Genomic DNA, 25816 nt, shown 5'->3' with positions numbered 1-25816 from the left:
ATGCCCCTGGGGGAGGGAGCGGTTCCCCGTCCGGGCCGGTGCTTGATGCTACCGAGCCGGCCGCGCATGGCCGACCGCCGCCCCCCGACCATGAGACGGATCACTCCAAAGAGTTACACATCAGGGGTTTACGATTACGAAGCGTGCTCAAACCACTCCGGATCGATCTCACCCTCAGCGACGATCACCGCCGGGCCCGTCAGTTCGACCTCACCATCGGGCCGCTCGGTGACCACCAGCCGCCCACCGGGGACATCGACGGTGTACCTGGCCGGTGCGCCGGTCAGTGCCGGGTCGACGCCGTCCCTGCGGGCCGCGGCGACGGCGACCGCGCAGGCTCCCGTGCCGCACGAGCGGGTCTCGCCGGAGCCGCGCTCATGCACGCGCATGGCCACGTGCCCTTCCCCGCGGGCCACGACGAACTCCACGTTGACGCCCTCGGGGTAGAGGGAGTCCGGGCTGACGGGCGGAGGCGCAAGGAGGGCGCCGGCGTGCGCCAGGTCCTCGACGAAGGCCACGGCATGGGGATTTCCCATGTTCACGTGCAGGGCGGGCCAGCTTCGCTCACCGACACGCACGGTGACGTCCCCGCCGGGCAGCAGGGCCTTGCCCATACCGACCGTGATGCTCCCGTCCTTGTCGATGTGCACGCTCTTGACGCCGCCGCGGGTGGCCACCGCGAGGTCGCCCTCGTCGGCCAGTCCGGCGCGCTGGAGGTAGTGGGCGAAGACCCGCACGCCGTTGCCGCACATCTCGGCGACCGAGCCGTCCGAGTTGCGGTAGTCCATGAACCACTCGGCCTCGGGGGCCATGTGCAGGGCGTCGGGGTGGGCCGAGGACCGCACGGCGTGCAGCACGCCGTCGCCTCCGATGCCCGCGCGGCGGTCGCAGAGCGCGGCGACGGCGGCGGGGGACAGCTCGACGGCGTTCCCAGGGTCGGGAATGATCACGAAGTCGTTCTCGGTTCCGTGTCCCTTGAGGAAGGCGGTGCGTGTGCTCATGCCCCGATCGTACGGGGTGGGTAGGACAACGCGCCTGGCCCCGGGCCTGGTGCAGGTCGCCCCTCGACCGTCTGGGCCGGCCCCGCGCGCGCCGCTGGGGCGGTCCTGGCGCCCGGTCTCCGGTCCTGGCGTCCGGTCTCCGGTCCTGGCGTCCGCGGCCTCCGGCCCTGGCGCCTCGGCCGGGTCTGCGGCTACCGGGGACTCGGCCTGGGCCCGCGGGGTTCGGTCCGGGCCTCCGGTCCGGTCAGCGCAGCCGGGCCACCCGCCACACGGCGAGCACCGCTGCGGCGGCCACCACCACGGCGTAGACGGCGACGACCCGCCAGTCGGGGCGGCGTCCCGAACCGCGGGGCGGCAGGCCCGGCCAGGTGGAGCCGGCCTTCCTGGCGGCCATCACGCCCCAGCCCGCGGCACACGAGCAGATCAGCAGGCCGAGCATGGCCACCACGGCACCGCCGTCGCCGAACTCGAAGGCGAGCGGGAAGGCGAACATCAGGGAGCCGATCGCGGCCAGCGCCACGATGGGGGCGAGCTGCCATATGCGAAGCCGGCGCTGGGGCCGCAGCTCGACCTCGACCTCGGGCTCGGGGCCCAGCTCATCGGGCGCGGGGCCATCGTCCGCGACGCCGCCGGGTGCGCCGACGGGACCGTCCGGGCTCAGACCGTCGTCGGACGCCGGGCCGTCTCCCACGGTGAGTTCGCCACCGTCCTGAGCTGGTCCTTCGGCATCCCGCGCCGTGTCGTAGTCTCCGCTGTGCGCCGCGGTGTTGCGAGGGCCGGCCTCCATCGCCACGCGCCCTCCCACTCGGACTTCACCGGTCGATCGATGGTCGATGATGGCACGCCGCCGGGGACCGGGATGACGGCCGGGGCGTCCCGATGCCATCACGTGATCAGGCTGTGACCGGTCGTTCGACCAACGTCAGCGCCCGTCCGGGGAGTTCCCCCCGGTCGGCTGCCGCACCGCTCAGCCAGTGCACCCGCGGGTCGCGCCGGAACCAGGAGTCCTGACGGCGTGCGAAGCGCTTGGTGGCGCGGATGGTCTCGATGCGCGCCTCCTCCTCCGTGCACTCCCCGGCGAGCGCCGCGAGCACCTGCTGATACCCGAGCGCGCGCGATGCGGTGCGCCCGTGCCGCAGCCCCTCCGCCTTCAGTCCGCGCACCTCGTCGACGAGGCCGCCCGCCCACATCCTGTCGACGCGCGCCGCGATGCGCTCGTCCAGTTCGGGACGGGACACGTCCACACCGACCTGGACCGTGTCGTAGACCGACTGGTTGGACGGGAGATTGGCGGTGAACGGCCTTCCGGTGATCGCGATGACCTCCAGCGCGCGGACGATCCTGCGCCCGTTGCTGGGCAGGATGGCGCGTGCCGCCTCGGGATCGGTGGCCGCCAGGCGCGCGTGCAGGGCGCCAGAGCCGCGCAGTGCGAGCTCGTCCTCCAGGTGGGAGCGGAGCACCGGGTCGGTGCCGGGGAACTCCAGCTCGTCGATGGCCGCTTTGATGTACAGCCCGGAACCGCCGACCAGGACCGGTGTGCGCCCCAGCGCGAGGAGTCTGTCGATCTCCGTGCGTGCCAGCCGTTGGTACTCGGCGACGCTCGCCGTCTCGGTGACGTCCCAGACGTCCAGCAGATGGTGCGGCACACCGGCGCGCTCCTCGCGCGTCAGCTTGGCGGTACCGATGTCCATCCCCCGGTAGAGCTGCATCGAGTCGGCGTTGATGACCTCGCCGCCGAGATGCTGGGCGAGGAAGACACCCAGGTCGGACTTTCCCGCCGCGGTCGGCCCTACGACGGCGATGACCCGCGATGCGGTGGCTGCGCTACTCACCGTCCCAGTCTCCCAAACCGGCCGACCCTGCTCGAACGAGTTACGTGACGTCACGCTCGCGGGTTCGTTGCCTGTTGCGAGGTCCCGACCGTCGGTTTCGAGGGTCCGCGCCCGGGCGCCATGCGAGGTGCCGGGGCATGGATTCCGCCTGCACGAAGACAATATGGAGTGGATATGGGTGTTTTTGCGCGAATCTTTCGCAGGTCCAAGGGCACGGAGGGGGCGTCCACCGCAGAGGCGCAGGCGGGCGCCCCGACGGCCGCGGCTGAGGGGCAGGAGGCCGAGGGTTCGGCCGGGGCCGGCACGGACACCGCAGCCGGCGCGAGCTCCCCGGCCGCGGCGGAGACCGAAGTCCCGACCTCGGCGGGCGCGGGCAGCGGCAGCGAGGCGGCGGGCGAGAGCGCACCGTCCCCTGCGGCGGCGAAGACCGGCGAAGCGAAGGCCGAAGGCACGAAGGCCGCCGCCACGAAGGCCGAGGGGAGCGGGAGCGAGCCGCGGGAGGCCGACGAGGCCGGGGACGGTGTGGGGATCCCCAAGCAGCAGTCCGCGGACAAGGCCGCGGACAGCGAGACGGGCGAGGGCGCGCGCCAGTAACCGCCCCCGCTCCTCTCCCCCGGCTCGTCCCCGCCTGCGCGCGGGGGCACGTGCCTGCCGGACGATGGCCGCGAAGCGGAGCCAGCGCTTTGCGGCCGTCGCACGTGTCCGGGACCGGCGCCTCGCACGGCCGCCGGGGACAGGCTTGCGCCGCCTTGGGAAAGGCTCACTCCGCCTGCGAAAACGGCTTGTTCTGCCTGCGGAAACGGCTTGTTTCGCCTCCGGCAACGGCTTGCTTCGCCTCCACGACACGGCCCACGGCCTCCGGAGGTCGCGCATGGGGCGCCGCGCGCGTGCCGGGCGATCGGCTCCGGCCCCGTGGGGCCTCGTCAGTCTTGAGCCGCCGCCGCGCGCGCCGGGCGATCGGTGCTCGGGCCGCCGTGGCGCGCGCGCCGAGTGATCCGTGCTCGGACCGCCGTCGCGCGCGTGCCGGGCATCGGCGTTCGAGCCGCCGTCGCGCGTCGCCCGGGACCGGTGTCTCGCGGTGCGGGCTCCGGTGCCGCCGATCGCGCCGACCGCGCCGGAGTCGTCTCACACGCCGCTCTTCTTCCGCCACCGCGCGCCGCGCGCCGGCAGGGTCAGATGCCCCACGCCGCTGGCACGACGGCGCCCGCCGTGCGGGCCGGGTCGGCTACGCCCAGGTCGCGACCAGGTAACCGACGCCGTACGGTGCGTCGTCGTACAGGAGTGCGCCCTTGAGGGCGGGGTTCTCCGCGCTGCCCTCCGCCGCGCCTGCGAGGACCTGCCAGGGGGCGCGGCCCGCCGCCTGCACCTGCCTGGCCAGTTCCTCGTCCACCGCCCTGAGTGCCTGGGCGTCGGCCGCCGCCAGCGCACGCGCGGCCGCCGCGTCGAAGCCGGCGGCCCGTGCGTCTAGGTAGCCGGGCGCCTTCAGGGAGCGGCACGCGCTGCCGTCCCCCATCGCCAGCAGTGCGACCCGCTCGGGACCCGCCGTGATCTCGGCTCCCGTGCTGACGCACCGCTCGGTGCCCAGCAGGTCACCCACGCCGAGCCCCGACACCGGAACGGACGGCCACTGCGCGTGTCCGAGCAGCCACGCGGCCACCGCGAGCGATGCCGGAAGGACACGGTCCGCGCGGGCGCCGTCCGGCTCCGGCGCTCCGAGCCGTACGCCGAGGTCCACTCCGAAGCCCTGGAACGAGCCGGGGGTGCCGGTGGGGAAGGGCGTGCGGTCAGCTCCGGCCACGGGGCCGACGACGACGAGGCGGTCCGGGCGGGATGCGGCCAGCACCGCGACGGCCTCGGCGCAGGCGTCTCGCGCGGCGTCCAGTTCGGGTGCGGCGCCCGCGGCGACCTCGGGGACGAGCAACGGCGGGCAGGGGCAGACTGCGGCGGCGACAAGCACGGTCCACAGCGTAGCCCGGTGCATCCACGGGGCGACCGCCGTCCCGTACCGGGCCGCAGGGCCCTCCTCGGGCCGCCCCTCGGCCCGGACGGCAGTCGCTGGACCTCAGCTCCGGGCGGTCGGCGGGCGGTCCCCGACGGAAGCCGCATCCGGGCGGTCGACAGCCCCGCGGCCTCACACGCCGTGCCTGCCTGCCCTCCCCGAGGCCGTCACGGGCGCCGCGGGCCTCTCACTCACCGCACCCGCACGCGCCGGCCGGTGCGGCGGGCAGAGGCTCGGGAACTCCGACCTTCGGCAGCCCCAGCATCACACCGCCGGGCTTCCCGGCCGAGGACGCGCCGGCGTCGTTCCCGGTGCGCCGGCGCTCCCAGGCGTCTCCCGCGCGGGTGCGGCGCACGTCCAGCACGGGCCCCTCGGCGAGCAGGTGATGGGGGGCGGCGTAGGTGATCTCCACTGTCACCACATCGCCCGGTCGCACCTCCTCGGCCGGTTTGGTGAAGTGCACCAGGCGGTTGTCGGGGGCGCGGCCGGAGAGGCGGTGCGTAAAACCGTCCTTGCGGCCCTCGCCCTCGGCCACCATCAGCTCCAGGGTGCGGCCGAGCTGCTTCTTGTTCTCCTCCCAGGAGATCTCCTCCTGGAGGGCCACCAGGCGCTCGTAACGGGCCTGCACGACGCTCTTGGGAAGCTGGTCGGGCATCTCGGCGGCGGGGGTGCCGGGGCGCTTGGAGTACTGGAAGGTGAACGCCTGGGCGAAGCGGGCCTCGCGCACCACATGGAGGGTCTGCTCGAAGTCCTCCTCTGTCTCGCCGGGGAAGCCCACGATGATGTCGGTGGTGATCGCCGCGTCCGGGATGGCGGCCCGCACCTTCTGGATGATGCCCAGGTAGCGCTCCTGCCGGTAGGAGCGTCGCATCGCCTTCAGCACGCGGTCGGAACCCGACTGCAGGGGCATGTGGAGCTGCGGCATCACGTTGGGCGTCTGCGCCATCGCCGCGATCACGTCGTCCGTGAAGTCGCGCGGGTGCGGCGAGGTGAAGCGCACCCGCTCCAGGCCGTCCAGCGTCCCGCAGGCCCGCAGCAGCTTGCTGAAGGCCTCGCGGTCACCGATGTCGGAACCGTAGGCGTTGACGTTCTGCCCGAGCAGGGTGATCTCCGAGACACCCTCGGCGACCAGGGCCTCCACCTCGGCGAGGATGTCTCCGGGGCGGCGGTCCTTCTCCTTGCCGCGCAGCGCGGGGACGATGCAGAAGGTGCAGGTGTTGTTGCACCCGACGGAGACGGAGACCCAGGCCGCGTAGGCGCTCTCGCGGCGGGTGGGGAGCGTGGAGGGGAACGCCTCAAGCGACTCGGCGATCTCCACCTGCGCCTCGTCCGCGATGCGGGCGCGCTCCAGGAGGACGGGGAGCTTGCCGATGTTGTGCGTGCCGAACACGACGTCGACCCAGGGCGCGCGCCGCACGATGGTGTCGCGGTCCTTCTGCGCCAGGCAGCCGCCGACGGCGATCTGCATGCCCGGCCGCCTGGACTTCACCGGAGCCAACTGGCCAAGGTTGCCGTAGAGGCGGTTGTCGGCGTTCTCCCGTACCGCGCAGGTGTTGAAGACGACGACGTCGGCTTCATCGGCGGCGCCCTCGGGCGCACGCACGTACCCGGCGTCCTCCAGAAGTCCGGACAGCCGTTCTGAGTCGTGGACGTTCATCTGGCACCCGTAGGTGCGCACCTCGTAGGTCTTCGCGCTCATCTCGCCACCAGGGTACGGGGTCGGTACACGCGCGTGCCGGACAGCCCGGCCCGGTGGCGGTCCGTGCCCGGCCGCCACCGGCGCCCGGGCCGCCTCGCCCGGCCGGCGCAGCAGCCACTGCACGCGCGCGTCGCTCCCGTTGACGCGCCGGGGCCCTGGTCCCTGCGGGGCACCGGCTGGCAGGATCGCGCCCATGCGTCTGGCACTTCCGCGTATCGGCAGGGCCCGGGCCCTGCAGGGCTCGGCCGCGGCCCTCGTGGTCCTCGGGCTGCTGTCGTGGTGGCTGCGGCCGTGGGGCGAGGACCCGCCGCACGGCACGGTGGCGATCAGCACAGGGGCCCGCAACGGCGTGTACGAGCGGTACGGCGAGTTGCTGAAGGGCGAACTCGACGAGGACATGCCGGACCTGGACGTACGGCTGCTGAGCAGCGCGGGCTCCCAGCAGAACGTCCAGCGGGTCGCGACGGGCCATGCGGACTTCACCATCGCGGCGGCCGACGCGGTGGAGCAGTACCGCCAGGCGCACGGGCCGGGCGCCGACCGGTTGCGCGGCTGCGCACGGCTCTACGACGACTACGTACAGCTCGTCGTCCCCCGGCTGTCCCCGGTCCGGTCGATCACGGACCTGCGGCACCGGAGGGTGGCCATCGGGCAGACCGGGTCCGGCGTGCGGCTGATAGCGGAGCGCGTCCTCAGGGCGGCGGGGCTCGATCCCGCGAAGGACATCCGGGCGCGGTCGACCGGCATCGACACCGTGCCCGAGGCGCTGCGGCACGGCGACATCGACGCGTTCTTCTGGTCGGGCGGCCTGCCGACCCGGGCGGTGACCGACCTGTCCGAGCAGGCCGACATCCGCTTCATACCGCTGGGCGGGCTGGTGGACGCGCTGCACCGGCAGGGCGGGGCGTCGGCCTACTACCGGGCCTCCGACATGCCCGCGGACGCGTATCCGCCGGCCGAGCGCGGCGTCCCCGTGTCCACTCTCGCGGTGGCCAACCTGCTGGTCACCACGGCCGAGGTGGACGACGAGCTGGCCGAGCGGGTGACCCGCGCGGTGATCGACAGCCGCGACCGGATCGGCAGGGCGGTGCACGCGGCACAGCGGGTGGACCTGCGGACGGCCCTCTATACGGACCCCCTGCCGCTGCACGCCGGGGCCAGCCGCTACTACCGCTCGGTCAAGCCGTGAGCTGCGCACCTCGGACCAGCCGTGAGGGACACTCCTCGAACCAGCCGTGAGGAGCGCACCTCGGACCATCCCCGGGGGGTGCACGCGGCCGACGCGGCACACTGCACAGCGCGTGTGCGCCACCCCGGGCGCCGCGTGACAGCACGTGTGCGCTGTCCGGCACACCCAGTACGCCGGCGGTCCGCCTTCACACCCGACGTCCACAACCGACACGCACACCCGACACGCACACCCGACGCCCACGCCTGGCGGCCACGCCCGACGCCCGCATCTGGCACCCGCTCCCGCAAGGCCCACCCGGTTGCGTCTCCGGTGTTCATGCGTGCGGCGCACTCCGTGGCAGCCGTACGCTCACCCGCAGTCCCCGCGGCTCGTGGTGGGCGTACTCGATGCTGCCGCCACCCGCCGTCAGCAGCGCGCGCGAGATGGACAGCCCGAGCCCCGAGCCGTGGACGTTCTGGTGGCGGCTGCTGCGCCAGAAGCGGTCGCCGATCCTGGCCAACTCGTCCTCGGTGAGGCCGGGCCCGCCGTCGGCCACCACGATCGTCGAGGTCTCGCCGTTCGAGGACACCGTGACGGTCACCTCCTCGTCCGACGGCGTGAACTTCAGGGCGTTGTCGATCACCGCGTCCAGCGCGCTGGACAGGGCGACCGGGTCGGCCCACGCGGTGACGGCCGGGCACCGCCCGGTCAGTCGTACGCCCTTGTCCTGGGCGACGGGGCGCCAGGCGTCGACGCGCTCGGCGGTCAGCTCGCCGATGTCCGTGAGGGTCAGATCGGCCGAGGCGTGCTCGGCGAGCGCCAGGTCGAGCAGGTCGTCGAGCACCTGCGCGAGCCGTTTGCCCTCGGTGCGCACGGAGGCGACCTCCGCGTTGCCCTCCGGCAGTTCCAGGCCGAGCAGCTCGATGCGCAGGAGGAGGGCGGACAGCGGATTGCGCAGTTGGTGCGAGGCGTCGGCGACGAAGGCGCGTTGCTGTTCGAGTACGGCTTCCACGTTGTCGGCCATCTCGTTGAACGACCGGGCCAGTCTTCTGAGTTCGGGTGGCCCGCCGGCCGCTGCCACCCGGGACTTCAGACGGCCGGTGGCGATGTCGTGGGTGGTGGCGTCGAGCACCCGGACCGGACGCAGCACCCAGCCCGTCAGGCGCAGCGCGGCCCCCACCGCGACCAGCATCGCGGCTGCCTCCCCCGCGGCGATCAGCAGCCAGCCGTGCAGGGTCCTGGCGCGCATCTGGCCGGTGGGCGAGTCGGTGACGACGACGGCGACCACGTCGCCGTCCCGGATGACGGGCGCGGCGACGACGAGACGGCCCCGTTGCCAGGGCCATACCTGCGCCGGGTCGTGTCCGGGCCGGGACGCGAGGGCCACGTCGAAGGTCCTGCGCAGCTCGCCCCGGGCCGGCAGGAACCAGTCCTCCGGCGCATGCGCCAGCGGTACGCCGCTCCGGTCGAAGACGCCCGCCCTGATCCCGTACACCTGGTAGTAGCGGGCCAGCTCCTTCTGCAGGGTGGCCTGGCGTTCGTCGACGGCCGCCGACGGGCTTCGCCGCGGTGCGCCCGGGGGGCGTATCGCCGTCACCCCGGCCGTGCCGATGGGTTCGGTGACGAACTGCGCCAGGGACGCGAAGCGTGCCGTGTCGTCGATGCGGTCGACGACCACCTTCTGCTGCTGTGCCGCGGCCAGGCTGACGGCGAGCGGGACACCCAGCGCGAGCAGGACGGCGGCCATCAGGACGATGAGCAGCGGGAGAAGTCGAGTGCGCACGCCTACCCGCTAGGCCGGAGCGACCAGGCGGTAGCCCACACCGCGCACGGTCTCGATGAGTGCCGGCATACGGAGCTTGGCGCGCAGGGAGGCCACGTGCACCTCCAGGGTGCGGCCCGTCCCCTCCCAACTGGTCCGCCACACCTCGCTGATGATCTGCTCGCGCCGGAAGACCACCCCGGGCCGCTGTGCCAGCAGTGCCAGCAGATCGAACTCCTTGCGGGTCAGCGAGACGGCCGTGCCGTCCACACTGACCGTGCGGGTGGGCAGGTCGATGTGCACGGCGCCCAGGTGCAGGTCGGTCTCGGCGGGTGCCGCACCGCCGGTGGCGGCGCCCGGGCGGCGGATGACCGCGTGGATGCGGGCGATCAGCTCGCCGGTGTCGTAGGGCTTCACGATGTAGTCGTCGGCGCCCAGGTTGAGGCCGTGGATGCGCGAGCGCACGTCGGAGCGGGCGGTCACCATGATCACGGGTGTGGTGGTGCGCTTGCGGATCTTGCCGCAGACCTCGTAGCCGTCCTGGTCGGGCAGGCCGAGGTCGAGCAGCACCACACCGAACGGGTCCTGCTCCTTCTCGGGGCTCGGCAGCAGTGCCCGCAGTGCCTCGTCGCCACTGCGGGCGTGCACGACCGTGAAGCCGTGCCGCGTCAGGATCGCCGACACGGCAGCGGCGACGTGGTTGTCGTCCTCGACGAGCAGCAGTCTCACCCGGCCCCCTTCCATCGGCCGACCGCCCATGCCCCGGCGTGCGGGGCGTGCGACCCCGGCGCGCAGGTGCGCGGCTACAGGGGCCGGACACGGTGGTCGACCGCCTCCACGCGCGTGGAGGCACGTCCGTACCAAAGGCATCCACGCCGATGGGTGAGGACCCCGTCAAGAGGGCATGAGCAGGCCGGTACTTCCGTTACGCAGCCGGTACGGTGCACAGGACGGCGATCACGCACGGTGGCAGGTTGCGGCCGGATCGTTATCCTCAATTCTCCCTCAGATGTACTGACGCTGGTTCTGAGGGGTTACTACTGTCCTCCCAACCGAGGAGGACGGAGCAAGAAGCCGATGACCGAAGTATCGGTGGCCAAGGACGACGCCGTATCCGTGGCCGACCTGGTCGTGCTGAAGAACGTCAACAAGCACTTCGGCGCGCTGCATGTGCTCCAGGACATCGACCTGACCATCGCCCGCGGCGAAGTGGTCGTCGTCATCGGGCCCTCCGGCTCGGGGAAGTCCACCCTGTGCCGGACGATCAACCGCCTGGAGTCGATAGATTCCGGCGCCATCACCATCGACGGCAGGCCGCTGCCGGCGGAGGGCAGGGAACTGGCCCGGCTCCGTGCCGATGTGGGCATGGTCTTCCAGTCCTTCAACCTCTTCGCGCACAAGACGGTGCTCGAGAACGTGACGCTGGGTCAGGTCAAGGTGCGCAGGGCCGACAGGAAGGCCGCCGAGGAGAAGGCCCGCACCCTGCTGGACCGCGTCGGTGTCGGCTCGCAGGCGGACAAGTACCCCGCACAGCTGTCCGGTGGGCAGCAGCAGCGTGTGGCGATCGCACGGGCCCTTGCGATGGACCCCAAGGTCATGCTCTTCGACGAGCCGACCTCCGCACTCGACCCCGAGATGATCAACGAGGTCCTTGAGGTCATGCAGCAGCTCGCCCGAGACGGTATGACGATGATCGTCGTCACCCATGAGATGGGCTTCGCCCGATCGGCTGCCAACCGCGTCGTCTTCATGGCGGACGGCCGGATCGTCGAGGAGGCTGTGCCGGACCAGTTCTTCAGCAACCCGCGCAGCGACCGTGCCAAGGACTTCCTGTCGAAGATCCTCCACCACTGAGACGGAAGCAGCCCCGCGCGCGGCCCCGGTTCTCCCGGGCGGCGCGCCACCGACCGCACGGCACCCGCCGGACCCGGCAGGACCGGGTCCGGCGGCAGACTCCGATCACGCCGACTCCCGCTGATTGCGCCACGCAAAGGATGTTCACCATGAAGCTTCGCAAGGTCACCGCGGCGGCCGCCGTCGTGCTGTCGTTCGCCGTCACCGCCACCGCCTGCGGGTCGAGCAAGGACGACAACAGCGGTTCCGGCGGCGGTAAGAAGATCACCATCGGCATCAAGTTCGACCAGCCGGGCCTCGGTCTGAAGAAGCCGGACGGCTCCTACTCCGGCTTCGACGTCGACATCGCCTCCTACGTCGCCAAGCAACTGGGCTACACCGCCAAGGACATCGAGTGGAAGGAGACTCCCAGCGCCGACCGTGAGAACGCGCTGTCGCGCGGGGACGTCGACTTCATCGTCGCCTCCTACTCGATCACCCCCGAGCGCGAGCAGAAGGTCTCCTTCGCCGGCCCCTACCTCCTGGCGCACCAGGACCTGCTGGTCCGCTCCGACGAGAAGGTCACCAAGGGCACCGACCTCAACGGCAAGAAGCTCTGCTCGGTGACCGGCTCGACCTCCGCGCAGAACGTCAAGGAACAGATCGCGCCGAAGGCTCAGCTACGCGAGTACGGCACGTACTCCGAGTGCCTCGACGGGCTCATCGGCGGTGCCGTGGACGCCCTGACCACCGACGACTCGATCCTCGCCGGCTACGCCGCGCAGGACCAGTACCAGGGCAAGGTCAAGCTGGCCGGGCTGAAGCTCAGCAACGAGAACTACGGCATCGGCATCAAGAAGGGCGACACCAAGCTCAAGGGCCAGATCGACGACGCCCTGAAGAAGATGGTCTCGGACGGTGCCTGGGAGAAGGCCGTGAAGGACAACTTCGGCCCCGCCAACTACAAGAACGAGCCCGCCCCGAAGATCGGCGACATCGTCAAGTAACAGCATCAGGCACCGGTGGTGTGCCGAGCCGGGGGCAGACACCGGCGGCAGGCACACCACCGCCTCGACACACGCGGAAGCGCGGGAGATCGTGTTCGACTTTCTTGAAGGCTACGACGTGCTGGGGGCGTTCTGGACGACCGTCCAGCTTACGTTCTTCGCCGCCATCGGCTCGCTCATCTGGGGCACGATCCTCGCGGGGATGCGGGTCAGCCCCGTTCCGCTGATGCGCGCCTTCGGCACCGTGTACGTGAACGTGTTCCGGAACATCCCCCTCACCGTCATCATCGTGTTCACCTCGCTCGGCCTCGCCGATGTCTTCGGGGTCACCATGGGGGTGCCCAGCGACTTCAAGGCGCTCGCCTTCCGGCTCGCCGTGCTGGGTCTGATCGTGTACACATCGGCGTTCGTCTGCGAGTCGTTGCGCGCCGGCATCAACACCGTGCCGGTCGGACAGGCGGAGGCGGCTCGGGCCATCGGGCTGAGCTTCACGCAGGTGCTCACGCTGATCGTGCTCCCCCAGGCGTTCCGCACGGTGATCGGCCCGCTCGCCAACGTCCTGATCGCGCTCACGAAGAACACCACGGTCGCGGCGGCCATCGGGGTCGGGGAAGCGGCTCTGCTGATGAAGGAGATGATCGAGAACGAGGCGCAGCTACTGCTGATCTCGTTGGTCTTCGCACTCGGCTTCGTGGTGCTGACCCTGCCCACCGGCCTGATCCTCGGCTGGCTCGGCAAGCGGCTGGCGGTGAAGCGATGAGCTCCGTCCTCTACGACACGCCGGGTCCGCGCGCCAAGCGGCGCAATCTCCTGTACTCGGTCGTCTTCCTCCTCCTGCTGGCGCTGCTCCTGTGGTGGGTCTGGGGAGTGCTGTCCGACAAGGGGCAGCTCGACTGGGTGAAGTGGAGCCCGTTCTTCACCCAGTCCCTGTCCTGGACGACCTATCTGCTTCCCGGCCTCGGCAACACCCTGAAGGCTGCCGCCCTCTCCATGGTGATCGCGCTGCCCCTGGGTGCCTTCTTCGGCATAGCCCGGCTCTCGGACCACCGATGGGTCCGGGTGCCCGCCGCAGTGGTCGTCGAGTTCTTCCGGGCCATCCCGGTGCTGCTGCTGATGGTCTTCGCCAACCAGCTCTACTCGGAGTCCACCGACATCAGCAGCGACTCCCGCCCGCTGTACGCGGTGGTGACCGGGCTGGTGCTCTACAACGCCTCCGTCCTCGCCGAGGTCGTGCGGGCGGGCATCCTGGCGCTGCCCAAGGGGCAGACCGAGGCGGCCCAGGCGATCGGGCTCCGCAAGGGCCAGACGATGGTGTCCATCCTGCTGCCGCAGGCCGTGACGACGATGCTGCCGGCGATCGTCAGCCAGCTCGTCGTCATCGTGAAGGACACCGCACTCGGCGGAGCCATACTCGGCTTCCCCGAACTGCTGGACGCCCGCAAGACCCTGGCAGCCAACTACGCCAACGTCATCCCCAGCTTCATCATCGTCGCCCTCGTCTTCATCGTGCTGAACCTGCTGCTGACCACGCTGGCCTCCTGGCTGGAGGGCCGGCTGCGGCGCAGCAAGCGCAGCACCGGCGCGGTCCTCGGTGCCGACGCCGTCACGGAGCTCAACGCCGTCGGTGAGGCCCAGGACGCCCTGCCCCGACCGCCCCGCACCGGCAAAGTGCCCTGATCGGCCCGATAGCGGCTACCGCACACCGCGGGGGATCCACACAGACGGAGGCACCGGTGATCGCGCCGGTGCCTCCGTCGCTTGACGAGGGCATCCCCAGTCGGTTGCATACGTTCTGTGATCGCGCACCCTGCACCTCTCCGTCCGGCAGCACATCTCCTCACGAGGCTCAGGACTCCCCACCAGGCAGGGGGCGCCACGCCGTGGACCCGGTGATCATCGTGGGCGCGGGGCCCGTGGGGCTCGCGCTCGCCCTTTCTCTGGCCCGGCACGGGGTGCCGTCCGTGGTTCTCGACGAGGGCAGCGGAAAGCCCGAGCCGAGGCCCGCGCGCACGCTGGTACTGCGCGAGGACACGGCCGCGCTCGCCGCGCGGCTGGCCGGCACGCCGCTCGCCGACCAGGGGATCCACTGGGCCGGATGGCGGTCTTTACGGCGCCGCCAGGTGATGCGCCAGGTCGCCTTCGGGCCCGACCGGCCGGCACCACTGCACATCGCCCAGCACACCCTGACCACGGTCCTGCGCGAAGCAGTCGACCGGGCGCGCCTGGTGAAGCTCTCCCTGGAGAGCCGGCTCGACTCGATCGAGCAGGAGGCTACCGGGATCACCGCGCACACCCGGGGGCCACGCGGCACCTGGTGGCGCGGCAGCCATCTGGTGGGTTGCGACGGAGCCCGCTCGACCGTCCGCAAGCTCCTGGACATCCGCTTCCCGGGGCGCACCGGCGTGGAGCGCTATGCGGTCGCCGCGCTGCGCGCGGAACTGCCCTGGCCCGGTGAGGCGGTGCTGCACCGCATGCCGCCCTGGCGGCTCGGGGGCAGCGAGGTCATGGCACGGCCCCTTCCCGAGGGTGTCTGGCGCCTGGACTGGCTGCTGCCGCCCCGCAGCGAACTGGTCACCCCCGAAGCCCTGGTGGCACGCATCCGGGAGACCCTCGCCGGCTGGTGCGAAGGCCGGACCCCGCCGTACGAACTGCTCGACACCGGGGTGCACACGGTCCACCACCGGCTGGCCCGCCGCTGGCGCACCGGCCGGGTCTTCCTCGCCGGGGACGCCGCGCATCTGCTCGGCGCGCTCGGTACCCAGGGCGTCGACGAGGGCCTGCGGGACGCCGACAACCTGGCCTGGAAGCTCGCCCACGCCTGGCACCACGGCCACCACGAGGCACTGCTCGACAGCTACCAGACCGAGCGGCGTGCCCTCGTCGCCGCGCGGCTTCGCGCCGCCGACCAGGCCCTGCCGATCCTGCGCGGGGGAGGCGGCCTGCGCGGACACTTGCCCGGCGCGGCGCGCGGGCACGACGCACTGCTCACCGACGGGCACCTGGGCAGCGGGGCACTGGGCGCACCGGGCACGTACGCGGCCTCGCCACTGGCGCCCGCGCCGAGCGAGGCCGAGGCGGCGACCGCCACCGAGCCGGGCTCGCTCGTCACCGATGTCCGGGTGACGGCCGAGGACGGTTCCTTCGTTCGGCTGCGGGACCGGCTGGGCCGCAACCGCCTGGTGGTCGTGCTGGTCGCGCCCGGGACCGGGGTGTGGGCCCGCGAGCACTGGGTGAGTGCGGGGATCATGCCCCGGCTCTCGGCCGCCGTACAGGCGCTGCCGTATCCGGCGGAGCTGCTCGTCTGCGAGAGCTACCCGGGCGCAACGGCCCACACGGTGCTCTTGGTCCGCCCGGACGGGCACCTCGTGGCGGCGTTCGCGGGGGTGCAGCCCGCCGCGCTGTACGCGGCCGCGCGGACGGCGCTGGGGGGAGACAGGCAGAGCGGCGACCCGGGGCCCGGTGGGTCGGCCGGGGCGGCCGACGGTGGTGAAGGGCGCGCCGGCAAGGGAGCCGGGATGCGGTGAACGTGGCCCCGAGTGTGGGCCGGGCGCGAACGGCACGGCAAGTCCGTCCTCCGGGTGGCGGGCGGCAGCACTGTAAGGGGCCTGCGAGGTGGGCGAGGACGGTCGATCCCGGGGCATCCGGGGTTGTGCCCCCGAGCGCGCGGAGGAACCTCGCACACCCCTTTTTCCACCAGTCCCCCTTCTCGTCGAACACCCGTTGCGCCTCGGTTGACCTGCGGTCTCTCGCGTGGTGTACTCCGGAACATGACCGACACCGCTGTGCGCCTGTGGCGCAGGGTCCATGTGGACCTCGTCCGTTATGTCGGCTGTGTGTGTCGTCCGTCCATCTGAATTCGCCCCTCCCCTCCACGCGCTCCCTGCGTGATGCGCACGGTCGGCATCCGCGCCGTGCGTGATCCAGCGAACTCCCCGGACGGTCTTCATGTCTTTCCCCGTTTCCGCGTCCGCCGCCGCCCGTGACACCGATGAACCGGTGTCCGCCCAGGCTCCCACGGCTGCCGACCTGCTCGACTTCGTGCGCCGCACCGCCGAGGACACCGAGCTGGTCGCCTCGCTCCCGCTCGACCCGGAGGGCCGCACCTGGGTGCGCCTGGAGGGGCCGGCGGGCAGTGAAGCGTGGCTCATCGGCTGGCCGCCCGGCACCGGCACCGGCTGGCACGACCACGCCGACTCGGTAGGCGCCTTCCTCACCGCCGACGGCGAGCTGATCGAGAACTCCCTCGCCGCCCGCCTGCCCACCGACGGCTGGAAGACCCTGGAACTCACCGAGGGCGTCGACCGCAGCCGTCGGCTGGCCTCGGGCCAGGGCCGGGCCTTCGGCAGGCACCATGTGCACGAGGTCTTCAACGAGTCCACCACCCGGCATGCCGTCTCCGTGCACGCCTACTACCCGCCGCTGCCGCAGATCCGCCGTTACAGCCGGACCGACCAGACCCTCAGGCTGGAGCAGGTGGAGCGTCCGGAGGACTGGCAGTGAGCACCACCAGCCCGGCGCCCGTGTCCATCGACGACCACCTGGAGCGGGTGCGCTCCGGTCTCGACCGCGTCGAGGCGCGGGCCGCCCACCAGGCCGCACGCTCGGGTGAAGCGCTGCTGGTCGACATCCGGTACGAGGCACTGCGGGTCCGGGACGGTCTGATCCCCGGTGCGCTGGTCGTCGAGCGCAACGAACTGGAGTGGCGGCTCGATCCGCTCGGCAGCCACCGGCTGCCCGAGGCCACCGACCATGACCTCTGGGTCGTGGTGATCTGCAACGAGGGATACGCGTCCAGCCTGGCGGCCGCCTCCCTCCAGCATCTGGGGCTGCACCGGGCGACCGATCTCGTGGGCGGCTTCCAGGCATGGCGGGCGGCGGGGCTGCCGGTGACGGCCGCCGCATCGTGACGGTCGCGCTCACGGCCGCTCCTCGGCCCCGGCGACGGCGACCGGTGAAACCCGCAGAACCACAGGCCCGGGCAGTGCGGCCGGACGGCGCCGGCACTCCGGCGACTGCGACTGCGACTGCGACTGCGACTGCGACTGCGACCAGAGTGGCGTAGACGAGCGCCGTGACGGAGGGGGCCGCACGGTCGGTCATACCGACGCTGAAGGCCGCGACCACGGCGAGCACCGCGAACGCTATGACGCGGCCGAGCGCCGCCCCGATGCGCACGACTGACAGGTCCTCCGCACGCGGCATCGGTGTCGAGGCCAGGGCCTCTCCCGGTGCCCCGACCGGGAAGACGGAGCCTCCTTCGGTGCCGGTGGCGGGTGTGCCGTGCGGGTGGCCGGTGGGTGCGGTGGCGTGCGGACGGTCGGCCCGCGTGATCCCCAGGGGGATGGGCGGCGGCTCGGCGGTGGCGAGCGGAACAGGTACGAAGCGGGGCGGTGCCATAGCTCTACGATGGCCGCCGACGGGGGCCTTGCGCATTGCGGTATCCCGCAATCCTTCCCTGCGGTTTTCCTTACCTCCGTCGTCGGGGCCGGACGTCGGTCAACCCGCCCGCCCGAACGCCCGCATATCCGCGCACCCCACGCACCCGAGTCCGTCCGGCGGCACCCGTTGGGCGCCGCCCCGCCCGCTCGATGACGGTCCTGACCTCCGACCGGGCGCTCACCCAGCCGCTCCCGACCACCGGGCCGGTCACCCGCCGGCGCTCCGCCCTCCTTCACTGAAGGGGAAACGGCACTCCGTGCTCAGCCTCGGGACGCGGGCCGAAGATGCGCCGCTCCCCCTCGCTGATCGAGAGGTCGTTGATGCTGGCCTCACGGCGCCTCATCAGCCCCTCATCGGTGAACTCCCACAGCTCGTTGCCGTAGCTGCGCCACCACTGCCCGGACGCGTCGCGGCACTCGTACTGGAAACGCACCGCGATCCGGTCGCCGGTGAAGCTCCACAGTTCCTTGCGGAGGGCGTAGTCGAGCTCGCGGGACCACTTGTCGCTCAGGAACGCCACGATCTCGTCGCGGCCGGTGACGAACCGGTCGCGGTTGCGCCACACCGAGTCCTCCGTGTAGGCGAGCGCGACACGTTCGGGATCACGGGTGTTCCATGCGTCCTCCGCGGCCTGCACCTTCTGGCGTGCGGTCTGCTCGTCGAACGGGGGGAAGGGGGGCCTGGGCGTCATGGCTGGTCCTCACGTCAGGGGACGGGACGATGGGAGAACGCTCGTTCTTCCGGTATCGGATAGTCTAGAGAACGGGCGTTCTCTGCGGAAGCAGGAGGGGCTGTGGATGAGGACGAGGCCCGGGTACGGCTGTTGGACGCCGCCGAGCGGTTGTTCTACCGGCGCGGGATACAGGCCGTGGGCATGGACGAGCTGCGCGCTGCCGCGGGGGTGTCGCTGAAGCGGCTGTACCAGTGCTTCGGCTCCAAGCAGGAGCTGGTGGAGGCGTATCTACGACGCCGTGACGGCCGCTGGCGCGCCGCGCTCTTCGCCTATGTGGACGAGCATTCCGCCACTCCGGAGGACCGGCCGCTCGCGGTCTTCGACTGGCTCCATGCCTGGTGTGCCGACCCGGACTTCCGCGGCTGTGCCTTCATCAACTCGTTCGGCGAACTCGGTGCCGTGTCCGACGGGGTGGCGCAGGCCGCACGGGACCACAAGCAGGCCGTCCACGAGCACATCCTCGACCTCACCCGTGCCCTGTGCGTCACCGATCCGGTGGCGCTGGCGGCGCAGTTGCTGCTGCTGGTCGACGGTGCGATCACGACGGCCGCGATAAGCGGTGACCCGGAGGCGGCGCGGCATGCGCGGCACGCGGCGCAGATCCTGATCGCGGCCGCCACGGTGCCGAGCGGCGCCGTGCGGTCATGAGTCCGCGTCTGCCATGCCTCGGATCCCGTGCCCCGGGGCAAGGCGCCCGGTTCCAGGCTCCGGGGCCAGGCCGGGTCCGGGTTCCGTGCTCCGGGGCCGATGGCGGGGCCGGGTCCTGTCCCCGCTCGGCCGTACCGAGCCTGGTCGAGCTGTACTTCCCGCGGCTGCGTCCTGCGGTGGCCGGCTCGGACGTACGCCACCGGTTCCCTTCCATCTGCCACCGGCGGCTGGGCGAGGGCCGTCCGCGCGGGGCCGGCGGACGGCACTGACCGCGTGCGGTCCGGGCCTCCCGCCCGCGCAACGCCGTGCAGGATTCGCCTCGGTGAACGACCCCGCCCGGTGGCCAGGCACCGAGGCGGGCTCAGAAACCGTCTTCGCCCAGTCCTTCGGTGTCCTCGCCCTCCTCCTCCAGGGCGCGCCGGACCACACGGAGGGCCATGCCTTCCGGATACCCCTTGCGGGCGAGCATGCCCGCGAGGCGGCGCAGGCGCCTGTCGCGGTCGAGGCCGCGAGTGGAGCGGAGCTTGCGGGCGACGAGTTCCCGGGCGGTCTCCTCTTCCTGTTCTGAGTCGAGGTGCCCGACCGCCTCGTCGATCAGTGCCGCGTCCACGCCCTTGGTGCGCAGCTCCTGTGCGAGGGCACGGCGGGCCAGGCCGCGGCCGTGATGGCGGGACTCCACCCAGGCGTCGGCGAAGGCGCCGTCGTCGATGAGGCCGACCTCCTCGAACCTGCTCAGGACCTCCTCCGCCACGTCATCGGGGATGTCGCGGCGACGGAGGGCGTCCGCGAGCTGCTTGCGGGTGCGCGGGGTCCCGGTGAGCAGGCGCAGGCAGAGGGCCCGCGCCTGCTCCACCGGGTCCCCTGGCGGTGCCTCTTTCCCGGCCCTCGACGGGAGAGAGGCACCGCGGTCCTGGTCCGCCACCGGCCGGGGGCCATCGGTGGTGTGGCCGCGGCCCGTGCCACCGGGCGGCTCCGCGGGCTCCGGCCAGTCGGTTCGCCGCGTCATGGACTAGCTCTTGGCCGCCGCGGCCTTGGACTTGGTGGCCTTGACGGCCGCCACGGGGGCGGCCTTGGGGACGTCCGCGGCAGGGGTGGCGACGACGGCGGCGTCCGCGCCCGGCTCCTGTGCCGGGGCATCCGGCTGGACGCCCACGCCGAGCTTCTCCTTGATCTTCTTCTCGATCTCGTTGGCGAGGTCGGGGTTGTCCCTCAGGAAATTGCGGGCGTTCTCCTTGCCCTGGCCGAGCTGGTCGCCCTCGTACGTGTACCAGGCGCCTGCCTTGCGGACGAAGCCGTGCTCGACGCCCATGTCGATCAGGCCGCCCTCGCGGCTGATGCCCTGACCGTAGAGGATGTCGAACTCGGCCTGCTTGAAGGGGGGCGCGACCTTGTTCTTGACGACCTTGCAGCGGGTGCGGTTGCCGACCGCCTCCGTGCCGTCCTTCAGGGTTTCGATGCGTCGGATGTCGATGCGCACGGACGCGTAGAACTTCAGGGCCCGACCGCCGGTGGTGGTCTCCGGGGAGCCGAACATCACACCGATCTTCTCACGCAACTGGTTGATGAAGATCGCGGTGGTCTTCGACTGGTTGAGCGCACTGGTGATCTTCCGCAGTGCCTGGCTCATCAGGCGGGCCTGGAGGCCGACGTGCGAGTCGCCCATCTCGCCCTCGATCTCCGCGCGCGGTACGAGCGCGGCGACGGAGTCGATCACGATCAGGTCGAGGGCGCCGGAACGGACCAGCATGTCGGTGATCTCGAGCGCCTGCTCGCCGTTGTCGGGCTGGGAGAGGATCAGGTTGTCGATGTCGACGCCGAGCTTCTTCGCGTACTCGGGGTCGAGGGCGTGCTCCGCGTCGACGAACGCTACCTGACCGCCCGCCTTCTGGGCGTTCGCCACCGCGTGCAGCGTCAGGGTGGTCTTACCGGAGGACTCCGGTCCGTACACCTCCACTACGCGCCCGCGCGGCAGGCCGCCGACGCCGAGGGCGACGTCGAGCGCGGTCGACCCGGTGGGGATGACCTCGATGGGCTCGTTCGGCCGCTCCCCGAGGCGCATGACGGCGCCCTTGCCGAATTGCCGTTCAATCTGCGCGAGGGCGGCGTCGAGAGCCTTCTCGCGGTCGGTTCCTGCCATGGGTTCCACCCGGTTTGCTTGAGTCGATCGCTTCACGTCAAAGACGCTAACGCCTGCCACTGACAATGCGCCTCGACGCCTGCCCGGCCTGTGGATAACTCAGGGAAATCCCCCGGGCATCGGCCGGGAAGGTCCCGGGTGCGCGCGGCCCGCTCCCCCATAAGAATAGATGTTCGATTTTCGTGTCAAGCGCACCACGCCACGCCCTGCCCCCACGCAGCACGCCCGCCACGCCACGCCCGCCACGGCGCCACCGCCGCGATGCCACCACCGCGGTCGGACGATCCACGCGTCGCGGCACGCGCCTCCATCACGGCACACCGCCGGTGGGACACCCGAGCCGCGGCGCGAAGACCCTACGCCTCCTCGGGCGCGGCGTCGCCCGGACCGGGCCGGGCGACGCCGCCCCTACCGGTCCGCCGCGGCCGCGCGCCGCCCACTCCCCGCGGTACGGAGGCGACCCGCCGCAGCCGCGACAGGAACGTGCCCCTGGTCCGTCCGCCGCGGTGTCCCCCGACCCGCGGGTCGTCCATGACGTCGTAACGCTTCACGTACACGCCGAGGAACGCCTGCAGGGTGGCCGTCGCGGGGATCGCGATCAGCGCGCCGACGGCACCCAGCAGGGCCGAACCCGCGATGACGGAACCGAAAGCGACCGCCGGGTGGACGTCGACGGTGCGCGCGGTGAGCTTGGGTTGCAGAAGGTAGTTCTCGAACTGCTGGTAGACCACGACGAAGAGGAAGACCCACAGCGCGTACCAGGGATTGACCGCGAAGGCGAGCAGCATCGGCAGGGCGCCCGCGAGATAGGTGCCGATGGTCGGTATGAACTGCGAGACGAATCCCACCCACACGCCGAGCACGGGCGCGTACTGCACGTCCAGGGCCGCCAGCAGCACGTAGTGCGCGAAGCCCGAGATGAGGGCCATGAGACCCCGGGAGTAGATGTAGCCGCCGGTCTTGGTGACCGCGATCTCCCACGCGCGCAGCACCTCGGCCTGCCTGGCGGGCGGCAGCACGGAGCACAGGGCGCGGCGCAGCCGGGGGCCGTCCGCGGCGAAGTAGAACGAGAACAGCGCGACCGTCAGCAGCCGGAAGAGGCCGCCCAGCACCTGGGTGGAGACGTCGAGCACACCGCTCGCGCTGTTGCGGACGTACGACTGGAGCCAGTCCGAGTGCAGCAGGCTGTCCTGGATCTCGACCCGGCTGAGGTCGCTGTGGAAAGTGGTGTTCATCCAGTTGATCAACGAGTCGAGCGTGCCGGGGAAGTCCTCCACCATGTCGACGATCTGACCGGCCAGCATCGAGCCGAGCAGTGTGGCGAAGCCCGCGCAGCCGATCAGGACCGCGAGGAAGACCAGCAGGGTCGCAAGGCCCCGGCGCATGCCGTAGGCGGCCATCCAACTGACGGCCGGCTCGACGGCGAGGGCCAGGAAGAACGCGATCAGTACGTTGATCAGCAGTCCTACGAGCTGGTGGAAGGCCCAACTGCCCAGTTGGAAGCAGGCGATGAGGGCGAGTGCGAGCACCAGGGCACGCGGCAGCCAGCTCGGCATGCGGGCAGCGCCGCCGTCCGAGCCCCCCGAGGCGGGTGGTGCGGGCGCGCGGGCTGCCTCGCCGGGAGATTCGGGGATGGGTGCATCGTCCGGGGCTGCCCGGCGCGTCTCGTCTGTCGGTGCCACGCCGCAAGTCTCACGTATGCCGGCGGCAGCTCTGCGCCGCCCCCGGCCTGCGCCTCTAGGGGCGCATGGAGGTACGGAAGGGCGCACGGGCGCGAATGCAGCAGGCCCGCGGTCGGGCGCCCGCAGGGGCGCGGCACGCCCCGGAAAGGGGAGTCAGCGCTTTTCGACGGGGACGCCCATGGCGTCGCACACCGCGCGCCAGACGTCCTTCGCCTCCCAGCCCGCGTCCAGTGCCTCATGGACCGTACGCCCGCCGAGCTGGGACATCACATGATCGCGCGCAAAGGAGTCGGCGTATCCCGCGCCGAAGTGATCCACCATCCGCTGCCAGAAGACCGTCAACCGCATGCCACCAGTATCCCGCCCGCGGAGTGCAGCCGAGCCGGACGGCCACGGTGACGGCCTGTTGCGGCCTACCGTCTGAACATGACCGAAACGGGAACTACCGCTCACACTCCGTCACCACGCCGTCCTCTGCACGCCCCGCACAGCGTGGTCCCGGCACCGCCGCGCCAGGTACGTCCCGCGATCCCGGTGCGCCCCGGGGGGACGCCCGCCGCGAAGTCCTCCGTGCTGCTGCGCGCCGAGGAGTTCGTCCGGCTGACCGCCCGGATTCTCGAGCAGCGCCGGTTCGCGTACCACTTCCTCGGTGCGGGGAACGCCGGCGCCGAGGCCGTGGAGACCGCCCTGAGGGCGTACCGCAACGAGGACGAGGGGTACGGGCACGCGCTGGATCCGGGGTTGCGGGGGCCGCAGAGCAGGCCGGCGCACGCCGTGTACGCGCTCCGCGTGCTGGATTCGATCGGGCGCTGCGGGGGGCAGCGGGTGGAGCGCCTGGGCCGCTATCTGACGGCCGCGTCCGCCGCCGACGGCGCCCTGCCGGCGTTCCTGCCGGGCCGGCACCCCTTCGGGAGTGCCCAGGGCGAACTGCTGACCACCGGGCCCGTGGTGGGCCTGCTGCACCGCAATGACGTGTGGCACGCGTGGCTGTTCCGGGCCACCGACTTCTGCTGGCAGGCGATCGAGTGCCTGGAGGCGCCCAGTCCGCACGAGGTCCAGGCGGCTGTCACCTTCCTGGACTCCGTGCCCGACCGCCCGCGCGCGCAGGCGGCCGCCGATCGGCTCGGCAGGCTGGTGCGCGAGCAGCGGCTGGCCGTGCTGGACCCGCAGCAGCTAGACGCGTATCCGGTGGCTGCGGGGTGTGCGCCGGGGGCGCATCACTTCCCGCACGACTACGCCAAAGTGCCTGAGTCCCTCGCGCGCGGGTGGTTCACCGACGACGAGATCGCCCGGTCCCTGGACTTCCTCGCCGCCGACCAGCAGCAGGACGGCGGCTGGCCCCTTCTGCCGAGCGGCCCCGGGGGGCCGCCCACGGAGCGCCGCTGGTCGCCGGGCGCGGTGGTGGAGCGCCTGGAGCGGCGCCCCGGGCTGACGATCGAGGCCCTGCGCACCCTGCGTGCCTACGGGCGGCCGATCGGCTGAGCACCTGCCGGGGCGCGGTCCTCCGGGCGGGAGGCACGTCGCCCGGAGGACCGCACGTGCCCCGGGCCGGTGCGCAGGGCCGTCCGCTCAGCCTGCGATCACCCCCGGCTGCCCTCGTCATCAGCCGGCAGCCGCCCTCGGTCCTGCGATCACCCCCACCCTGTGATCGCTCTCACCGCGGCGGTGACCAGGACGGCCGATGCCAGCACGGCCAGGAACGGGGCGCGCAGCATGAGGGCCACCGCGGCGGCGGCCAGGCCGGCGGCCTTGGTGTCGACGACGAGCGAGTGTCCGTCGGCGAACGTCTGCTGGGCGGTGAGTGCGGCGAGCAGGGCCACGGGGAGCAGGGCCGCCAGCCGTCCGACGAGCGGGCGCTCCAGGACTCCGGCCGGCACGACGAGGCCCATGAGCTTCACCGCGTAGCAGCCGACCGCGGTGAGCCCGACGGCGATCCAGATGTTCAACGTTCTTCCTTTGCGGACGGTGTCTGTGACGTGTGCGGCCGGCGCCTGCGGCCGGCGCCCCAGAGGACGGCGGGAGCGGCCAGCGCCGCGGCGAGGACGGGGACCCCGGTGGGCAGGACGGGCAGCAGCCCGAGGCCGAGGACGACGGCGACCGCGGCGACGGCGCGTTCGGTCGCGGTGCGCAGCATGGGTGCGAGCAGCGCCAGGAAGACGGCGGGACTGGCGGCGTCGAGCCCCCAGGTGCCGGTGTCCCCGACGGCCCGGGCGCCGACCGCTCCCACGAGGGTGGTGAGGTTCCACAGCACGTAGAGGGTCAGGCCGGTGACGGCGAAGCCGATGCGGGCACTGCGCCGGGTGGGCTGGGCCAGCGACACGGCGGTGGTCTCGTCGATGACCCACTGGGCCGCGGCGGGACGCAACGCGCGCGGGAGTGCCAGTCGCTGCGACAGGCGCAGTCCGTAGAACGCGTTGCGCACTCCCAGGAAGAGGGCCCCGGCGGCCGCGGTGAGCGGGGCGCCGCCCGCGGCGAGCGCACCGACCAGCGCGAACTGCGAGGCTCCGGTGAACACGAGCAGGCTGAGCGCACAGGTCTGGAGGACGGTGAGACCGCTGCCCGCCGAGGTCACGCCGAAGGCGAACCCGGAGAGCCCCACGGCGGTCCCCACACCGAGCGCGTCCCGGACGACGGCGGCGTCGGGCTTCCCGCCGCCCGTGCTCCCGTGCTCCGCACGCTCAGACCGCTGCTCCGCACGCCCGCACCCCGCACGGCGCGATGCGCCCGCCTGGCCGAGGGCCGCCGCGGCACCGCCCCGAACGCCTCCCTGGGCGGCACCTGCCCCCGCACCCCCTCGGGACGTGGCCTCCCCCGCGTCCCCTCGGGAAGTGCCTCCCGCCGCGCCTCCCCACCCGGCGCTCCCCGGGGCGCCC

The 25816-nt window shown here is 72.1% G+C and carries 25 protein-coding genes; 11 read left to right on the top strand and 14 right to left on the bottom strand.

Going from position 1 to position 25816, the window contains the following annotated elements:
* Nucleotides 1-134 precede the first annotated feature (134 nt).
* From dapF to miaA, 3 genes are all read right to left on the bottom strand, one after another.
* The gene (gene dapF / locus IE313_RS31625) at nt 135-1001 is read right to left on the bottom strand and encodes a diaminopimelate epimerase (RefSeq protein ID WP_189938324.1); all 867 of its coding nucleotides are present in this window, start codon (nt 999-1001) and stop codon (nt 135-137) included.
* Between the two features lie 244 nt (nt 1002-1245).
* Complete coding sequence (locus IE313_RS31620; protein WP_373317108.1) at nt 1246-1788, bottom strand: hypothetical protein; 543 nt, start codon at nt 1786-1788, stop codon at nt 1246-1248.
* A 106-nt stretch (nt 1789-1894) separates the two neighbouring features.
* Nucleotides 1895-2833, bottom strand: coding sequence for a tRNA (adenosine(37)-N6)-dimethylallyltransferase MiaA (miaA, locus tag IE313_RS31615; RefSeq protein WP_189938319.1), 939 nt, complete (start codon nt 2831-2833; stop codon nt 1895-1897).
* A 174-nt stretch (nt 2834-3007) separates the two neighbouring features.
* Between miaA and IE313_RS31610 the strand changes: the two genes are divergently transcribed.
* On the top strand, nt 3008-3427 hold the full coding sequence (locus IE313_RS31610; protein ID WP_189938317.1) for a hypothetical protein: 420 nt from the start codon (nt 3008-3010) through the stop codon (nt 3425-3427).
* A 631-nt stretch (nt 3428-4058) separates the two neighbouring features.
* Here the strand turns inward: IE313_RS31610 and IE313_RS31605 are convergent.
* A complete protein-coding gene (locus IE313_RS31605; protein WP_189938315.1) occupies nt 4059-4790 on the bottom strand; it encodes a class III extradiol dioxygenase subunit B-like domain-containing protein in 732 nt (243 codons plus the stop codon).
* A 229-nt stretch (nt 4791-5019) separates the two neighbouring features.
* Complete coding sequence (gene miaB / locus IE313_RS31600; RefSeq protein WP_189938312.1) at nt 5020-6531, bottom strand: tRNA (N6-isopentenyl adenosine(37)-C2)-methylthiotransferase MiaB; 1512 nt, start codon at nt 6529-6531, stop codon at nt 5020-5022.
* Nucleotides 6532-6724: 193 nt separating this feature from the next.
* Here miaB and IE313_RS31595 point away from each other — a divergent pair, with 193 nt between their 5' ends.
* Entirely contained in the window at nt 6725-7720 is a 996-nt protein-coding gene (locus IE313_RS31595; RefSeq protein WP_189938310.1) for a TAXI family TRAP transporter solute-binding subunit, read from the top strand.
* A 316-nt stretch (nt 7721-8036) separates the two neighbouring features.
* On the opposite strand, the gene IE313_RS31590 is transcribed toward IE313_RS31595, so the two are convergent.
* Both IE313_RS31590 and IE313_RS31585 read right to left on the bottom strand, forming a co-directional pair.
* On the bottom strand, nt 8037-9485 hold the full coding sequence (locus IE313_RS31590; RefSeq protein WP_189938308.1) for a sensor histidine kinase: 1449 nt from the start codon (nt 9483-9485) through the stop codon (nt 8037-8039).
* A 9-nt stretch (nt 9486-9494) separates the two neighbouring features.
* The gene (locus IE313_RS31585; RefSeq protein ID WP_189938306.1) at nt 9495-10193 is read right to left on the bottom strand and encodes a response regulator transcription factor; all 699 of its coding nucleotides are present in this window, start codon (nt 10191-10193) and stop codon (nt 9495-9497) included.
* A 348-nt stretch (nt 10194-10541) separates the two neighbouring features.
* On the opposite strand from IE313_RS31585, the gene IE313_RS31580 reads away from it, so the two are divergent.
* From IE313_RS31580 to IE313_RS31550, 7 genes are all read left to right on the top strand, one after another.
* Nucleotides 10542-11318 (top strand): amino acid ABC transporter ATP-binding protein, encoded by a 777-nt coding sequence (locus tag IE313_RS31580; RefSeq protein ID WP_189938305.1) that lies wholly within the window; start codon nt 10542-10544, stop codon nt 11316-11318.
* 149 nt (nt 11319-11467) lie between these two features.
* Nucleotides 11468-12304 carry a glutamate ABC transporter substrate-binding protein gene (locus tag IE313_RS31575; RefSeq protein ID WP_189938302.1) on the top strand — a complete coding sequence of 279 codons (837 nt, stop codon included), beginning with the start codon at nt 11468-11470 and terminating at the stop codon, nt 12302-12304.
* A 91-nt stretch (nt 12305-12395) separates the two neighbouring features.
* A complete protein-coding gene (locus tag IE313_RS31570; RefSeq protein WP_189938300.1) occupies nt 12396-13064 on the top strand; it encodes an amino acid ABC transporter permease in 669 nt (222 codons plus the stop codon).
* Entirely contained in the window at nt 13061-13981 is a 921-nt protein-coding gene (locus IE313_RS31565; RefSeq protein WP_189938298.1) for an amino acid ABC transporter permease, read from the top strand. Before IE313_RS31570 ends, IE313_RS31565 begins: the two co-directional genes overlap by 4 nt.
* A 203-nt stretch (nt 13982-14184) precedes the next feature.
* Nucleotides 14185-15828, top strand: a complete 1644-nt coding sequence (locus IE313_RS31560; RefSeq protein WP_189938296.1) for an FAD-dependent monooxygenase — start codon at nt 14185-14187, stop codon at nt 15826-15828.
* Between the two features lie 421 nt (nt 15829-16249).
* The gene (locus IE313_RS31555; protein WP_189938294.1) at nt 16250-16804 is read left to right on the top strand and encodes a cupin domain-containing protein; all 555 of its coding nucleotides are present in this window, start codon (nt 16250-16252) and stop codon (nt 16802-16804) included.
* Nucleotides 16801-17211, top strand: a complete 411-nt coding sequence (locus IE313_RS31550; RefSeq protein ID WP_189938292.1) for a rhodanese-like domain-containing protein — start codon at nt 16801-16803, stop codon at nt 17209-17211. Before IE313_RS31555 ends, IE313_RS31550 begins: the two co-directional genes overlap by 4 nt.
* Before the next feature lie 764 nt (nt 17212-17975).
* On the opposite strand, the gene IE313_RS31545 is transcribed toward IE313_RS31550, so the two are convergent.
* Nucleotides 17976-18434, bottom strand: coding sequence for a nuclear transport factor 2 family protein (locus IE313_RS31545; protein ID WP_189938290.1), 459 nt, complete (start codon nt 18432-18434; stop codon nt 17976-17978).
* A 102-nt stretch (nt 18435-18536) separates the two neighbouring features.
* Here IE313_RS31545 and IE313_RS31540 point away from each other — a divergent pair, with 102 nt between their 5' ends.
* Nucleotides 18537-19124 carry a TetR/AcrR family transcriptional regulator gene (locus IE313_RS31540; RefSeq protein ID WP_189938288.1) on the top strand — a complete coding sequence of 196 codons (588 nt, stop codon included), beginning with the start codon at nt 18537-18539 and terminating at the stop codon, nt 19122-19124.
* Between the two features lie 361 nt (nt 19125-19485).
* Here IE313_RS31540 and recX read toward each other — a convergent pair whose 3' ends face one another.
* The 4 genes from recX to IE313_RS31520 all read right to left on the bottom strand — a co-directional run bounded on the left by recX (nt 19486) and on the right by IE313_RS31520 (nt 23291).
* Nucleotides 19486-20130 carry a recombination regulator RecX gene (recX, locus tag IE313_RS31535; protein ID WP_189938286.1) on the bottom strand — a complete coding sequence of 215 codons (645 nt, stop codon included), beginning with the start codon at nt 20128-20130 and terminating at the stop codon, nt 19486-19488.
* 3 nt (nt 20131-20133) lie between these two features.
* Nucleotides 20134-21261 carry a recombinase RecA gene (gene recA / locus IE313_RS31530; RefSeq protein WP_189938284.1) on the bottom strand — a complete coding sequence of 376 codons (1128 nt, stop codon included), beginning with the start codon at nt 21259-21261 and terminating at the stop codon, nt 20134-20136.
* Nucleotides 21262-21617: 356 nt separating this feature from the next.
* Nucleotides 21618-22943, bottom strand: coding sequence for an AI-2E family transporter (locus IE313_RS31525; RefSeq protein ID WP_373317107.1), 1326 nt, complete (start codon nt 22941-22943; stop codon nt 21618-21620).
* A gap of 153 nt (nt 22944-23096) precedes the next feature.
* A complete protein-coding gene (locus IE313_RS31520; protein WP_189938281.1) occupies nt 23097-23291 on the bottom strand; it encodes a DUF3046 domain-containing protein in 195 nt (64 codons plus the stop codon).
* A 78-nt stretch (nt 23292-23369) separates the two neighbouring features.
* Here IE313_RS31520 and IE313_RS31515 point away from each other — a divergent pair, with 78 nt between their 5' ends.
* The gene (locus tag IE313_RS31515; protein WP_229925116.1) at nt 23370-24425 is read left to right on the top strand and encodes a hypothetical protein; all 1056 of its coding nucleotides are present in this window, start codon (nt 23370-23372) and stop codon (nt 24423-24425) included.
* A gap of 149 nt (nt 24426-24574) precedes the next feature.
* On the opposite strand, the gene IE313_RS31510 is transcribed toward IE313_RS31515, so the two are convergent.
* Both IE313_RS31510 and IE313_RS31505 read right to left on the bottom strand, forming a co-directional pair.
* The gene (locus IE313_RS31510; RefSeq protein ID WP_189938279.1) at nt 24575-24889 is read right to left on the bottom strand and encodes an AzlD domain-containing protein; all 315 of its coding nucleotides are present in this window, start codon (nt 24887-24889) and stop codon (nt 24575-24577) included.
* Nucleotides 24886-25554, bottom strand: coding sequence for an AzlC family ABC transporter permease (locus IE313_RS31505; RefSeq protein ID WP_189938278.1), 669 nt, complete (start codon nt 25552-25554; stop codon nt 24886-24888). The genes IE313_RS31510 and IE313_RS31505 overlap by 4 nt, the downstream gene beginning before the upstream one ends.
* Nucleotides 25555-25816 lie beyond the last annotated feature (262 nt).

The organism is Streptomyces sulfonofaciens (assembly GCF_014656295.1).
Taxonomy (GTDB): domain Bacteria; phylum Actinomycetota; class Actinomycetes; order Streptomycetales; family Streptomycetaceae; genus Streptomyces; species Streptomyces sulfonofaciens.
The sequence above is the reverse complement of the archived record's forward strand: the minus strand, read 5'-3'. Positions and strand labels throughout refer to the sequence as shown.